The 14,311-nt window shown below is 45.5% G+C and carries 12 protein-coding genes; 11 read left to right on the plus strand and 1 reads right to left on the minus strand.

The genetic code is table 11. The features are described from left to right. Nucleotides 1–82 precede the first annotated feature (82 nt). The 11 genes from SPD80_RS01850 to SPD80_RS01900 all read left to right on the plus strand — a co-directional run bounded on the left by SPD80_RS01850 (nucleotide 83) and on the right by SPD80_RS01900 (nucleotide 12,552). Nucleotides 83–1,999, plus strand: a complete 1,917-nt coding sequence (locus SPD80_RS01850) for a YidC/Oxa1 family membrane protein insertase (RefSeq protein ID WP_320828240.1) — start codon at nucleotides 83–85, stop codon at nucleotides 1,997–1,999. Then, the gene (locus SPD80_RS01855; RefSeq protein WP_320604973.1) at nucleotides 1,989–4,154 is read left to right on the plus strand and encodes a sulfatase-like hydrolase/transferase; all 2,166 of its coding nucleotides are present in this window, start codon (nucleotides 1,989–1,991) and stop codon (nucleotides 4,152–4,154) included. Before SPD80_RS01850 ends, SPD80_RS01855 begins: the two co-directional genes overlap by 11 nt. 52 nt (nucleotides 4,155–4,206) lie before the next feature. Further along, nucleotides 4,207–6,321: a sulfatase-like hydrolase/transferase gene (locus SPD80_RS01860; RefSeq protein WP_320828241.1), complete on the plus strand. Its 2,115-nt coding sequence runs from the start codon at nucleotides 4,207–4,209 to the stop codon at nucleotides 6,319–6,321. Between the two features lie 183 nt (nucleotides 6,322–6,504). Next, the gene (locus SPD80_RS01865) at nucleotides 6,505–6,897 is read left to right on the plus strand and encodes a desulfoferrodoxin family protein (protein WP_320605344.1); all 393 of its coding nucleotides are present in this window, start codon (nucleotides 6,505–6,507) and stop codon (nucleotides 6,895–6,897) included. A gap of 151 nt (nucleotides 6,898–7,048) precedes the next feature. Next, nucleotides 7,049–8,863 (plus strand): nitrilase-related carbon-nitrogen hydrolase, encoded by a 1,815-nt coding sequence (locus SPD80_RS01870; protein ID WP_320605345.1) that lies wholly within the window; start codon nucleotides 7,049–7,051, stop codon nucleotides 8,861–8,863. 41 nt (nucleotides 8,864–8,904) lie between these two features. Further along, on the plus strand, nucleotides 8,905–9,402 hold the full coding sequence (gene ruvC / locus SPD80_RS01875; RefSeq protein ID WP_320605347.1) for a crossover junction endodeoxyribonuclease RuvC: 498 nt from the start codon (nucleotides 8,905–8,907) through the stop codon (nucleotides 9,400–9,402). Nucleotides 9,403–9,413: 11 nt separating this feature from the next. Then, nucleotides 9,414–10,046, plus strand: coding sequence for a Holliday junction branch migration protein RuvA (gene ruvA / locus SPD80_RS01880; RefSeq protein ID WP_320828243.1), 633 nt, complete (start codon nucleotides 9,414–9,416; stop codon nucleotides 10,044–10,046). Continuing rightward, on the plus strand, nucleotides 10,047–11,108 hold the full coding sequence (ruvB, locus tag SPD80_RS01885; RefSeq protein ID WP_320828244.1) for a Holliday junction branch migration DNA helicase RuvB: 1,062 nt from the start codon (nucleotides 10,047–10,049) through the stop codon (nucleotides 11,106–11,108). Between the two features lies 1 nt (nucleotide 11,109). After that, a complete protein-coding gene (locus tag SPD80_RS01890; protein ID WP_320828245.1) occupies nucleotides 11,110–11,505 on the plus strand; it encodes a hypothetical protein in 396 nt (131 codons plus the stop codon). Between the two features lie 184 nt (nucleotides 11,506–11,689). Further along, complete coding sequence (locus tag SPD80_RS01895; RefSeq protein ID WP_002563995.1) at nucleotides 11,690–11,893, plus strand: cold-shock protein; 204 nt, start codon at nucleotides 11,690–11,692, stop codon at nucleotides 11,891–11,893. 143 nt (nucleotides 11,894–12,036) lie between these two features. Continuing rightward, on the plus strand, nucleotides 12,037–12,552 hold the full coding sequence (locus tag SPD80_RS01900; RefSeq protein WP_320828246.1) for a ferritin: 516 nt from the start codon (nucleotides 12,037–12,039) through the stop codon (nucleotides 12,550–12,552). A 129-nt stretch (nucleotides 12,553–12,681) separates the two neighbouring features. On the opposite strand, the gene SPD80_RS01905 is transcribed toward SPD80_RS01900, so the two are convergent. Further along, a complete protein-coding gene (locus SPD80_RS01905) occupies nucleotides 12,682–14,166 on the minus strand; it encodes a MutH/Sau3AI family endonuclease (protein WP_320828247.1) in 1,485 nt (494 codons plus the stop codon). Nucleotides 14,167–14,311 lie beyond the last annotated feature (145 nt).

Genomic DNA, 14,311 nt, shown 5'->3' on the forward strand with positions numbered 1-14,311 from the left:
GGTTGACAATTAAGCAAACAATAAAGCGGTGTTAGAATGCTATGCGGTATGACGAGACTATCTATGTAAGGATTAATTTCAAATGCTGCAACCGCTTACTAACCTTTTTTTGGCCATTGTAGATTGGGCACATGGCCTCACTGGAAGTTACTGGGTAGCAATCTTTGTATTTACGCTGGTATCAAAGGTTGTACTCATGCCACTTTCTTTATGGTGCCAAAAGAACTCAATTATCATGGTTAAGGTTATGCCAGACCTTTTCCAGCTTAAAGAAAAGTACTTTGGCGATAAAGAAACTATTGGTGAGATGCAAAGTGAGCTTTATAAAAAGCATCATTATCATCCACTGCTTAGTTTAATTCCGTTGGCTGTGCAAATCTTTATTCTCTTTGCACTGGTAGATGTCATTCATTCCATTACAGATAGCGGAGCTGCAGGTACTGAGTTTTTGGGCTTAGTACCTGCCATAAACGGTGGTGCTTCTCTTATTATGGTTGTTGCTGCTACGCTTTCTGCAGTGGCAATGGGCTTTGCTTCCAATGTAATCAATCCTTTGCAGCGTGAGCAGTCTGCTGTAGAGAAAAACACGACCAATGGCATGTCTATTGCTCTTTCGCTCTTTTTGGCATTTTACGTTGCCTGTGGCATGGCCTTTTATTGGGTATGCTCCAATTTGCTTTCTATTGTGGTGCAGGTAGTGTGCAACCTTATTATTCCTCCAGCAAAGCATATTGACTATGAGCGCCTCGAGGAAACGCGCAGCTCATATGAAGCTATGGTTAATGCTACTAAGTCTGAGCACAAGTGGTGGCAACGTGACCCTCATGCTGGACGTGAGCGCGCAGACTACAAACGCTTTTTCAAGATTGATAACAAGCATCTTGTGTTCTATTCCGAGGGTTCTGGCTTCTATAAGTATTTCCGTGGTGCTATTGAGTGGCTTTTGTCTCACTCCGATATCCGCATTCATTATGTAACAAGTGATCCAAACGATCAGATTTTTGATATTGCAAAATCTGAGCCACGCATTCTTCCTTATTATTTGGGGCAGCGCCGTCTGATTACCCTCATGATGAAGATGGATGCAGATGTTGTCGTTACCTCTTTGGGTGATTTGGATAACTTCTATATTAAGCGTTCGTATGTAAGCAAAAACACCGAGTATCTGTACATGTGCCACCATATGACTTCTATGACGGTAACCTCTACGCGCGGTGAGTATACCAACTACGATGGCATATTGTGCGTTGGTCCCCACCAGCAAAAGGATCTTCGCGCTGTCGAGAAGTTTTATGGCACGCGTGAAAAGAAACTGCCTTTAGTTGGCTATGATCTTCTCGACCGTGAAATTGCAGATTATGCGGCTATGGAGAAAACCGTCCATGAGCGTCCCGAGATTTTGATTGCACCAACATGGAATTATGACAACATCTTGGATTCTTGCATCAATGACTTGTTGGATAACCTGTTGGGCCATGGCTATCACATTACGGTACGCCCTCATCCTGAGTATATTAAACGTTATAAATCCAAGCTCGATGCTTTGATGGAGCGTTATGCTTCCACTCCAACATCAGAGCTTACGTTTGAGTGTGATTTCTCTGGTCATAGCTCCATTTTGGAAGCAGATATTTTGATTACCGATTGGTCTTCTATTTCTGCAGAGTTTTCTTTTACAACACTTAAACCCTGCTTGTTTGTAGATACAACCATGAAGGAGCTTAACCCCGATTGGAAACAAATCACCGAGTGGACGCCTTCAGACATCAGCATTCGTAATGAGATTGGCCGTTCGGTTGACCCCAAGAACCTGACTGGGTTGTGTGAGATTATCAATGACATGGTAGAAAATCCTCAGACTTGGGCTTCTCAGATTCAAGAAACGCGTGACACTATGATTAGCAACTTAGGTCATGGTGGAGAGGCAGCTGGTAAGTTCATCCTCGATGAGGTCCTTGCTCATCAACAGGCAAAGCAAGGAGATGCCAATGCAAACTAACAACACGCGTATCACGCTCCTCAAACGTGCCCTTCTTGCCAACAACGTAGTGTTTGCCCTAAGTTTGGTGCTCATTTGGACCTTGGCTGTGCCTACACCAGCCCAAGCATATGTTGACCCTTCTGTTATGACCTACACCATTCAAGCGTTAGCGGGTGTAGCTGTTGCTTTATCTGCGGTTGCGGGTATTGCGTTTAGACGTTCTCGTAAGCTTATTTTGAAAGCTTTGCATATAGAAGAGAAGCGCGTCACAGAACCGGTTGTTTCATCCATTACGCCTGACCAAAAGGCAACCGTAGACACTGCTGCAAAGACTGCACTTGCAACAAGTATTCTTTCGCAAAACAACGGTGCAGCTCCTCTTGATGGGGAAGATTCTGCTAAGTGGACCACGCGCTTGATTGCTGCATTGTGCGTCTCTTTCTTCTTTGCCTTTACGTTGCTTATTGTGGCGCCATACGAGATTATTGCAGGCAATGCTGCAAGTTTGGTCTTTTCTATCTCTCAAGTATGGTGGGTTTTTATCCTTCCAGCATTGCTTGTGACTGCGGTATCCACCGCTGTTTTGACGCTTTTGCGCAAGCGTGTATTTAACCTGTTCCTTATGTTGGTGTTTGGTTTTACCTTAGCTTGCTATGTTCAGGTTCTCTTCCTTAATATTGGTTTGCCTACCTCTACGGGAGCAACCATTGCTTGGTCTGATTACACTAAGGTTTCTTGCTTTACCTTTGTAGTTTGGACACTCGTTTTTATTGCGCCGTTTGCTTTATCACAGCTTAATCGCAATCTTGCTCGTAAAGTGGTAAGCATCGTTTCGGTTGCTTTAATCTTGGTGCAGTTAGTAGGCGTGGGCAGCATATTCGTAAAGGCTCATGTTGGTGCATCAGATGAGGATAAAGCGGAATATACAGTTACCGAGAAGGGCATGTTTACCGTATCGCCAAAGAAAAACACGGTCATCTTTGTGTTGGATATGTACGACACGCCCATGGATTTAATTCCACTTGCAAAGTCTAATCCCGCATTGCTTCAGGAAATGACTGGGTTTACGTGGTTCCAAAATGTTACGTCTGTTATCACTCCTACGCGTGATGCTGTTCCTGCAATCCTGACGGGCTATCAGCCTAATCACAATGCCAATTTGGATAAAATGGCATGGGATAGGTGGGATTACACTGATTTTATGGGTGATCTTACTAAGGCTGGATATGACATTGGCATTTATTCTGAGAATGTTAATCCCCAGGTAAAACAAATAAACAAGAACGTCATGAATGTTTTGCCCAGTGATAAGGTGGCGGACAATTCTCCAAAACTTAACGTAAAAGGAACGCTTAAGGCTATATATGAGTGTGCATTGTTCCGTGATTTGCCATGGCCCTTCAAGCCGTTCTTTTGGTTTTACACGGATGATGTTAACAATGCCATGATTAAGCGTACTGATCCTGCACAAAGTGCTGTGTATGACGATACGATTCCATACACGACAAATGACCCACTTTATTTCCAAAAGCTTAAGAATGTAAGGCTTTCTTTTGCGGGTGAAAACAAGGAAGGTAGCTTCCGCTTTATTCATCTGCTTGGCCCACACTGGCCTAACACTATGGATGAGAACGGTGTTGATATTGGTCAATCTACTCGTGCTCAGCAGGCTACTGGCTCCATGAATATCGTAAGTGAGTACATTCGTCAGCTTAAGAAGCTAGGCATTTACAATCAAACAACCATCATGATTATTTCTGATCATGGATATATGTCTGGCACTGGTAATCTTGACCTTACAACCTTTGCCGCTAATCCCATCTTTTTGGTTAAACCGGCTCAATCAGCACAGGCAGACGCAGAGCCTTGTAAGATTTCTCAGGCACCTATTAGTTTGTTGGATGTAATGCCTACTGCGCTCACTGCTTCCGGTGTGTCCATGACACGTCAGGGTGATGGCATGAATGCGTTTGATGTTACCGATGCAAATCGCCAGCGTTTCTTTGCAATGCTCAGCCGAAATAGCAGTGGATTTGAGTATGGCGTTGTAGAGTACAGCATCGTTGGTGACGCAAACGATTTTACAAACTGGAAGCCAACGGGTTGGGTTATGCACTATCCACGTAACGAAGCCTCTTGGTGGGAGGACCGCGGCTCTCGTACGGTGGGCTAAGTTGCAATCATTAAAAAATACAGTCATCAAGAAATAAAGCGGAGAAGTTCTCGTGAAAGTCAAGCAACGCGTCGGCATGGTGCAGGGCGTACTATCTAAAACAGTATTGTTTGCGTATGATGCAGTGAGCGTCATAAGCCTGGTATTGGTATGGTTGCTGGCTGTGCCTACGCCAGCTCAAGCATACGTCGATCCTTCGGTTATGACCTACACCATTCAGGCGTTAGCCGGTGTAGCCGTTGCTTTGTCTGCAGTTATTGGCGTTGCATGGCGTCGCATTAGGCGCCATGTTGTTAAGCTTCTTAAAGTTGATGATAAGCGCGAGGTAGAACCTGACGTCCATTACTATGCAGATGGCCAGGTGCCAGCAATTCAGCTAGGGGCTGTAAATGCTTGTGGTACGACTGCTCAAACAGCAACGCCTCATCGTATGGGTTGGGTAAAAAGGTTGTTGTTTGCCTTGGTGCCAGCGCTTGCTTGCTCGCTTTCTCTCTTGTTTTTCTCGCCCTTAGAAATGATTGTTGGCGCAGAGTCTCAGCTGGCATTTAAAACCACCAACGTTTTGGGCATCATGCTGGTGTTTGCCTTGGTGTGTGGGGTAGTGCTTGCGCTCATACTTTCTGTTTTTTGGGGCAAGGGCTATTCTGCTTTGGTAACGCTTGTTGCTGCCTGCACGCTCGGTATGTTCCTGCAATCATTGGTGCTCAATGCGGGGTTGCCAGATGCAACGGGCATCTCTGTTGCATGGGGCTCATTTAGAAATCAAATGCTCATTGGTGCTGGAGTTTGGGCGCTTATCATTGCGGCGTATTTTGTGATGGCCCATAAGCTCGAAAGTCTTTCGAGGCTGGTTCAAATTGCCGTATGTGCCGTGCTGGTTTTGGTGCAGACCGTCAGTTTGGTAACGGGTGTTGTTGCTGCAAACAATGCCAACAAAGATGCGGAAACCGTCCGTATGACAGAAGAAGGCCTCTTTACGGTTTCTAAAAAGAAGAACACCGTTGTGTTTATCTTAGACACCTTTGATACAGAGGACATTTTGCGTCTGGAGGGCCAAGACAAAGATACCCTTGCTGCTTTTAATGGATTTACGTTTTATAAAAACTCAAGTGGCAAAATGATTCCTACGCGCTACGCCATTCCGTATCTGCTTTCTGGTGTACAGCCCGCAAAGGATGAGACATTTGGCAATTGGTGCCGAACCATGTATTCTCGCAGCTCGTTCTTGTCTGACATCAAGGACGCGGGTTATTCCATTGGTATTTACTCCGATGATGGTTCAGTGCATCATACAAATCAAATTGCCGATAAAACCATCAACATTCATACCCTTAAAGCACCGGACATTAATGCTCAAGGTACCATCCGCATCCTTACTAAGTGTGGTATTTACAAGAGTGCTCCTTGGGTTGTAAAGCCATTCTTCTGGTTTTATCAAGATCAACTAAACGAGAATATCGTTGATCATTCCAACAGTGATCCTGCAGGCGTTCCCTATGTAGAAAAAGACGGAGCTTTCCACGAGAAACTCGTCCAAAAGAAACTTACTGCAAGTGATGAAGGTCAAAATGGTGCGTTTAGGTTTATCCACCTTTTGGGCACCCATGCCCCCTACGTGCTTAATGCAGAAGGCTTCCAGACGGGTAAATCCGATATTGATGCCCAGGCACGCGGTTCTCTTAAGATTGTTGCCGATTATATCCAGCAGCTTAAGGACCTAGGTGTGTATGAAAACACAACCATTATTGTGACAGCAGATCATGGTCGTTTTGACTTTACGGCTTCATGGGTGAAGGGGTTTGACCCCAATGCACTTGGCAATGCCGGTCTTACGAATGATGGCAAGGATATTGGTAGGGCTACGTGCCCTCTATGGCTTATTAAACCTGCACAATCTGCAGAGTATGATACCGTGCCCTGTCAGGTTTCTACGGTGCCCACGGGACATGAGGACTACGCAGCAACGGTTATTGATGCCATAGGTGGGGATTATTCTAAATATGGTATTCCTACGCGGTTAGTAGGCCCAGAACCCCGTACTCGTACGTACTTAGCAACCATTCATGATGCAAGCAAGAAAATCGATGCTGAGTGGCAAGAGTATGAGATTAGGGGAGATGCCCTCAATTTTGGTGACTGGAAAAAGACGGGCAAAGTCTGGAATTAGTTTTTAGGGGTGGACGTCTAGGAGTAAACGTCTTGCCTTTAAAGTAAGCTAACAATGACTTATGTTAGTTGTGTAGTAACAATTGATTTTGCGATTTACCGACAGCCACTCTGCCTTTAGGGAATAGTGTTGAGTAAGGAGAAACGCATAGACATGCGTTCATCATACTGGAAGGAAAAGAACATGACAGAGGCAAGTTTTTATCGTTGTAATCGCTGTGGTAATGTTGTAGCTCTTCTTCATGAGGGGGAGGACAGCTCTAATCGCTGTGGTGCAGATGATTCCATGGAGCTGTTGGTCCCCAATACTACTGATGCTGCTAATGAGAAGCACGTTCCTGTTGTAAGCAGGGAGGATGACAAGCTTGTAGTAACCATTGGTTCTGTAGAGCACCCCATGACTGAGGCACACCTTATTGAGTTTGTTGCTCTTGTTAAGGCTAATGGCGACATCAATATTAAGCGTCTTAAGGCTAACGATAAGCCCCGTGTTACCTTCTGCGCTCATGAGGTAGAGGGTGCAACCGTATATGCATACTGTAACCTGCACGGTCTTTGGGCTGCTGACGTTAAGTAAGTAGACGTTGCTTTAATTTTGATTTGTACAGTGCTGATGGCTCGTGCTTGTAGGTGCGAGCCATTTTGTTTAGCAGATGTGTGTTTAGGTAATACTATGAGGGACCTCACGAATACCTCATGAATGTATGAAAGCTAAGCAGGAGTTTTACATGAAAATTGCCATCTCTCAGATGAGCACACATGCAGCAGATTTTGATACCACGCTCACGCGTATGGTTGCTCAAGCGCGCCTTGCAAAAAGCCAGGATGCAGAGCTCATAGTGTTTCCATTTCCAGCGTTTACCGGACCTGATTTTGGCGGTATGGGAGCACTGGATTCTTTTGGTCAGTCTCTTGCTTTGGCGCAGGTAACGCTTGCACGTGAGCTAGAAAAGCTTCAGATTGCTGCCTTGATTCCCCTGCTGGCTCCCGCTCCTTTTGGCACCTTTCAGGAAGTTGTCTGCATTAAAGAGGGTTCTGTTATGCCACTGCGCTATGCCTCTCATGCCCTTATGGCGCATGAGGGCCCAAGCGGATGGATGGTTCCTCCTAGTCAAGAGACCATGGGGTTTGTGTTAGGTGATATAAATTGTGCGGTTGTCTTTAATCAGGAGCAGTTCCGTGCGTTAGTAGATGCTCATGCTGATTTGGACATCTTGTTTTATCTACAAGGGAATTGTTTTACTACCGACGATGAAAGTACTCTGCTGGCACCAGCCCTTTCCCGCGGCTTATTTACGCAAGATGTGTCCACACTGAATGCGTGGCTTGTGGCCGTTGGGGGTGTTGGCGGATACGATGACGTGGTCTTTGCAGGCGGCAGCTTTGTTATGGCTCCATGGGGAGAAGTAGCTGCACAGATGCCTTCTTTTGAGGAAGACTTTTGTTTGGTAGACGTTAATCCTGCTTTTGAGGGTCCTTTGGCTCACCCACAGCCCGCGCCTCCCTATAATGCCAATGCCTTGTTGTGGGATGGATTAACCCTTGCGCTACGTGACTTTTTACAATTTGATAAGCGCCTGCATGATGTAGTGCTTGCTTTGGACGGAAGTATGGCATCAGCTACGCTTGCTGCTTTGGCAATAGATGCCGTGGGCCCTACGCGCGTACATGCAGTGCTGGTGCCTCGTATGGATGAAGCGGCTTATCGTGATGCCAAGCAACTGGCGCATAACTTGCGTCTTTCTACGGATGAGCTTACGGTACGAGACGTTACAATCGCAGGCAGAGCACTACAGCTTGATATGAATGATGAGAGCGCTTTAGACCTATTGGTTGCTGCCCGCTTGCAAAGCGTGGCTGCCGAGCATTCTGCGTTGGTGGTATCGCCAGCAGACAAAACCACCTTAGCACTTGAATTGCAGCAAGGGGGCAATGCCTCTGTCAGTGCTGCAAGTTATCTGCCTTTTGGTGATGTGTATCGCTCTGACCTTTTGGCGCTGGCGCGCTATCGGCAGGCGCAATCTGCGGCCTTGCCAGAGGCGGTGCTTAAACGTTTTACCGTGCCAGTGTTGCGTTCTCATCATTTTGAGGGCCTGCCCGCGTCAATGGGGAAGGAAGCTCAGCTTAGCTTGGTGGATTCAATTTTACGTTCTTCTATCGAGAAAAACATGAGTTTTAACGCGCTTGTGGACTTAGGCAATGACCCTCAGTTAGTAACAGCAATCCTTACACGTATGCATGCTCAGGAAATTGCTCGTCGTGCCTTACCATCCTTTGCTTCTGTCTCTGCCCGAACTATCACAGAAAACTCGCGTCCTATCAATGCGAGCTGGGAAGATGCGTATCGTTCAAAAGATGAGCTTAAACAGGTAGAGAACTTCTACAAGCACATTAACGATAAACTCATTGAGCTGGCACACGATGCTGACCAGACCAGCAAGATTAATGACGCATTTGAGATGCTGCGTGACGTTATCTCTTCTGTTGCCAACGATAAAGACGACGAGAATCGCTGGGGCACGGGACCATTTTCCAACAACTAGTGTGCTATCATAGAACGCATGTTCTAGTCTGAGGAGTGCACGTGGTCATTTTAGGAATTGACCCTGGATTGGCAAATACTGGTTGGGGTGTTATAGAAACACGAGGTTCGCTTATGCGTGCTCGTGCGTATGACTGTGTGCATACAGACGCAAAAGATACCTTAGACCACCGTTTAGGCCTCATTTTTAATCGTATTGGCTTTGCAATTCGTGAGTATAATCCAGACGCAGTAGCTATTGAGTCCATTTATTTTGGTACGAATACAAGTGCGGCTATTTGGACTGCTCATGCTCGTGGTGCTGCTATTGCTGCTTGTGCTTATGCAGGTATTCAGGTGGGAGAGTATACACCCATGCAAATCAAGCAAGCAATTGTAGGTACAGGTGCTGCAGATAAGGGCCAGGTTACCTATATGGTTCGTAATGTGCTTGCGCTAGATCATGATCCTAAACCAGATCACTGTGCAGATGCACTCGCCGCCGCTGTCTGTCATGCTCACTCTACGCGTACGCTGCGTCTTGCTCAACAAACCCTATGAAAGGTAAATCTATGATAGTTCAATTAACTGGCTCACTCATAGAGGTAACTCCTAGTGTACTTGTGCTTGACGTTAATGGCGTGGGGTATGAGCTGCGCTGCTCTGCTATGACCGCTGCATCAGTACCAGCCGTAGGAACGTCTGGCGTTACGCTGCTTACGCGCCTTGCGGTACGGGAAAACTCTATGACGCTGTTTGGATTTGCTTCTCGGGAAGAGCGCACGTTATTTGATCGTCTTATAGCAGTGTCTGGCGTGGGGCCTTCTTTGGCATTGTCTGTCTTGTCCACCTTTACACCTGCTGCATGTGCAGCTATTGTTGCCACAAATGATGCTACACGTATGGCCACCGTTCCAGGCGTGGGCAAAAAGACGGCTACGCGCCTGCTGGTAGAGCTTCAAAGTGTCTTTGCATCTGATGTAGAGTTGCGTGGGCTGGTTACTTCTGCTGGAGTTACGGATGACGTGGCTACACCATCTCTTACTGGTTCGTCTCTTGAATCTGATGTACAGGCCGCACTTCTTTCTATGGGCTTTACTCCTCAGGAAGTGGAGCTTGCATTGGATGGATATGAGCAGGCTGGTGCTGCTACCGTAGAGCAAATAGTGGCCTATGCACTGCGCAGGCTGGGAGGTAAGGCATAAATGTGGGAAGCAAATCCTTTACAGGATCTGTTTGGCGATAAGACCCAGCAGTTGGGGAAAACCCGTCCTGTTACCGCAGAGCTTACTGAAGATGATCTAGAGGTTGACCGCACACTTCGTCCTAAAACGCTCGACCAATACGTAGGACAGGAGCGCGTGCGCGATAATTTGCGCGTGCTTATTGAGGCTGCCAAAACACGAGAAGAGCCCCTCGATCACGTACTTTTTTCAGGTCCTCCGGGGCTTGGTAAAACCACTCTTGCAAATGTTCTTGCTAATGAGATGGGGTCAAAGCTTCACACCACCAGTGGCCCTGCCATTGAGCGTACGGGTGATTTAGCGGCAATTCTTACCAATCTTGAAGCAGGAGACGTTCTGTTTATAGATGAGATTCATCGTCTTAATCACATGGTAGAAGAAGTTTTGTATCCAGCTATGGAAGACTTCTTTTTGGATATTGTTATTGGTAAAGGCCCCGCTGCTCGTTCTATTAGGTTAGATATTCCTAAGTTTACGCTGGTAGGAGCTACTACTCGTACGGGCTTACTTACGGGTCCATTGCGTGACCGTTTTGGTATTTCTTTTCGTTTGGATTACTACACACCAGACGAGCTTGCAGATATTGTAAGTCGGTCTGCGGCTATTTTAGGTGTCACGATAGATAGCCAAGGTGCAGCAGAAATTGCAAGCCGTAGTCGTGGTACACCACGTTTAGCAAACCGTTTACTTAAACGTGTGCGTGACTATGCACAAGTGCGTGCTAATGGCACTATTACTTGGGAAGTAGCGGCGCAAGCACTTACCTTCTTTGAAATTGATGAGATGGGTCTAGACTGGATGGATGTAAAAATCCTTACTGCTCTGTGCGCTACCTTCCGTGGACGTCCCGTGGGTCTTTCTACGATTGCAAGCGCAGTAGGCGAGGATGCTTCTACCATAGAAGATGTTTATGAGCCATACTTGTTGCAGCGTGGTTTACTTGTCCGTACACCGCAAGGACGCAAGGCAACCTATGCGGCATTCGAGCACCTATCTATGGAAGTTCCTCCAGAAAGGGGATAACATGCTGGAGCGTGATTACATCCTAGAAGTTATAGAAACCTTTGTGGATACTGTGGCTTTTAGTTTGCGTGGCGCTTTTATTCGCCACAATCCTGCGGAAGCCCAACAAACAGAGCAAGCCTTGGCAGAGCTTATGGATTTAGATGCAAAGACAGCTTTTTCTTTGTCTCCAGAATCCTTAGTTACCATGATGCACTTGTCTGGTATTGGTGATGCTACTGCGAGTTATGTTAGCTATACGCTGGGAAAACTTGCAGACGCTTATGAGCGTATGGGTGAGAAAAACAAGGGAGAAGTCCGTCGTGCACAAGCACGTGCTGTTGCTGTTGCCTTTGGCTGGCAGTTGTCTGATGTTCCAAAAGGCATGGAACTTATTGACGCAGATTTGAAGGATTAAGCTTATACAACACAACATCATCGTGTTATTTTCGGTTAACGGCATAATTTACCGTTAGCCTTTTTACGACGATTTATTGCTTGATATAGAGTACACTAACTCTTGTGGCCATAAACGGCCATTTGTATCGCGCGGGAGCGCATAGTTATGCTCCACAAGGGGAGCAAAGAAAGAAAGGCACGTCATGGCTCAGGGTACTGTTAAGTGGTTCAATCCAGACAAGGGTTACGGCTTCATCTCTCGCGAGGACGGCGACGATTTGTTCGTACACTTCTCCGAGATTCAGATGGATGGTTTTAAGACTCTTGATGAGGGCCAGGCTGTCGAGTTTGACATCACCACTGGTCAGAATGGTAAGCAGCAGGCTTCCAACGTTCGCAAGGCATAAGTTAGTTTTTACATAGTCTTGTTAAGCTCGCATCCTTTTGGGTGCGAGCTTTTTCTATAGCAGGGCTCTGGCAGATTGCCATATGGGTATACAGCTATATACAGGTATTGTATGGCGTATAGGCAGTAAAGGAGAGGGTTTATATGGCTATTGATGCAACACTGGGTAATGCGCTTAATGAGCAGATTAATAAGGAAATCTATTCTGCATATTTGTATCTGACCTTTGCAGACTACTATGAGGATCGTGGGCTTAAAGGTTTTGCTAATTGGTACATGATTCAGGTTGAGGAAGAATTGGCTCATGCAAAGATTCTCCGTCGTTATCTTTTGGACAACGAGTACCAGGTAAAGATGCTTGCTATTGCCCAACCTGATAAAACATTTACTAATGATATGGACCCTCTTATTGCAGCGTATGAGCATGAGAAGTACATTACAGCTTCTATTAATGAGTGCTATACCTTAGCTTATGAGCAGCATGATTTCCGGACTATGCAGTTGCTCGATTGGTTTGTAAAAGAGCAGGGCGAAGAAGAAACCAACGCTTCTGACATGATTAAGAACATGGAGCTTTTTGGCAACGATGCAAAGGGTTTATTTGAGCTTGACCGTGAGTATCAGGCTCGTGCTTTTACTGCCCCTGCTATGTCAATGTAAGAGTCCAATGTAAGAGTCGTTTCGCAGTATTGCAGCGTGCCAAAACAGGGACTCCAGACCTTTTGGTTTTGGGTCCCTGTTTTGAAGTGTGAATAGCGCATTCATACGCCTGTACTTATAGAACTAGAGCTATTGAGAAGCCCTTGGATTAAAAAACTCTTCCTCAAGCAGTGAGGCAATAAATGTTCCTTTAATCCATGCCTGTTGTTTATACATGGATATACCGTTAATACATTCGGGCATATGAGTTGAGTCACTACTGGTGCCGCGTACAAAAACAGTGTGATCTTTTGACTTAGGAAAATTGGGAGCGCCAGCTGGGACACCCGTTTTATTGATAATCTGTTTGCCAGTACGTTTGTTAATCTTTGGAATAAACCTGAGCCTCTTATAAGAAATCAAGTCTTTAATCTCTTGCCAGGTACGTTTCACTTCACTATCAATAAATACATCGCTAAAGGTAAAGCGTTTAAACCCAACAAGAACGTTCTCTCCAAGAGAAGCATGCTCACTTGGTTCTTCAAAAATAGTAAAAAGAATCTGACGATTATAGAAGTAATCATAGAATTGAGAATCCTCAAACGTACTATTGGGATTTAAAAACTCATCAAAATCAATGGTAAAAAGCTTCATATCTTCAGTACGTGTATGTTGCTTAGTAAGAGTGATAGATTTTGCGGTAAGACCAATTTTTGAGAAAAACTCGATATTGGAAATCTTGCCAGCTTTGCCATCAAAAATGTTGCAGATAATCTGCTCAGAAATATTTTTTGATTGCGAATATGCAAGACCTAAATCATCACAGATTTGGTTAATGGTCTTCCCAATAAACCGAGAAGACTTTTGTGCAATCATCTGGTCAATATCGTTGTATGAAGTATAGGCACGCGGTAGCTGCTCTAGTTTGGCACCAAAGTTTTTACGAGCCATAGTGGTAACAACACTGCGCTTAAGGCGAAAGCGTGGTGGATGAGGGTATTTAGGAGCCGTGTCAATAAACATCAGTTCCTTGCGTAAGGCAGAGGAAAGCTTAGGGTAGAGTTTCTTGCGGTCTTCCTCGTTGGGGTTCTCGTCTTGGATGCGGGTAATAAAAGATTGTACGAGCAGCCAGTCATTCTTTAAGATTTCAATTTCCTGTGGCGTAAACTCATGGAACTGGTATCCCTTAATAACAAAGTTGGCATAGTCTTGTGCGCTGACGGCAGATGGTGCGTCATACAGATAGTACACAATAAGCATATGCTCAAGCTTATGCCAAAAGTGAGAGGTGTTGAAGTTCTCTTGTGCAATCTTGTTGATTGAGACCGCAGTAATAGACATGGGCTCTTTTGCTTCATAACCTTCTTGCTTTTTGGAGAGCCTGAGGCCAGTTGTTTTAAGTTCTGTGGGTGTGCCATCTACGAGCAAATCTGGTTTTTGTGCATTGTCAGGGGGATATTCCAAAACAGATTGTTCAATAACATGTCCAGCAATACCAGTTACTTTTTTATTGTTTTGGTGGCTCTTAAATACTCCTGCAGAATCAACCTCTGCAAGTGTTTTGCCAAGCGTGGCTTCGAGTCTTTGCTTAAGTCCTGTCATGGTAAATGCATGGCTATCAACTACAGGATACATAGAGCTTTCCTTTCGTATATGAAGCCCATGAGCGTACGGTATGGGATTGGGATGCGCATCAGCACTACTCATAATTCTACTCAAAGCACCTTAGAAAAGAATGGATTGCCCTGCGAGTGCCTGGTTCAATCTTTTAATTCTACGT

It is taken from the genome of Atopobium sp. (genome assembly GCF_034113385.1).
GTDB lineage: Bacteria > Actinomycetota > Coriobacteriia > Coriobacteriales > Atopobiaceae > Atopobium.

Coding starts and splice junctions, on each gene's coding strand:
- SPD80_RS01900 (WP_320828246.1), top strand. CDS start 12,037: ATGGCTATTGATGCAACACTGGGTAATGCGCTTAATGAGCAGATTAAT.
- SPD80_RS01865 (WP_320605344.1), top strand. CDS start 6,505: ATGACAGAGGCAAGTTTTTATCGTTGTAATCGCTGTGGTAATGTTGTA.
- SPD80_RS01905 (WP_320828247.1), bottom strand. CDS start 14,166: ATGTATCCTGTAGTTGATAGCCATGCATTTACCATGACAGGACTTAAG.
- ruvB (WP_320828244.1), top strand. CDS start 10,047: ATGTGGGAAGCAAATCCTTTACAGGATCTGTTTGGCGATAAGACCCAG.
- SPD80_RS01890 (WP_320828245.1), top strand. CDS start 11,110: ATGCTGGAGCGTGATTACATCCTAGAAGTTATAGAAACCTTTGTGGAT.
- ruvA (WP_320828243.1), top strand. CDS start 9,414: ATGATAGTTCAATTAACTGGCTCACTCATAGAGGTAACTCCTAGTGTA.
- SPD80_RS01895 (WP_002563995.1), top strand. CDS start 11,690: ATGGCTCAGGGTACTGTTAAGTGGTTCAATCCAGACAAGGGTTACGGC.
- SPD80_RS01870 (WP_320605345.1), top strand. CDS start 7,049: ATGAAAATTGCCATCTCTCAGATGAGCACACATGCAGCAGATTTTGAT.
- SPD80_RS01855 (WP_320604973.1), top strand. CDS start 1,989: ATGCAAACTAACAACACGCGTATCACGCTCCTCAAACGTGCCCTTCTT.
- SPD80_RS01850 (WP_320828240.1), top strand. CDS start 83: ATGCTGCAACCGCTTACTAACCTTTTTTTGGCCATTGTAGATTGGGCA.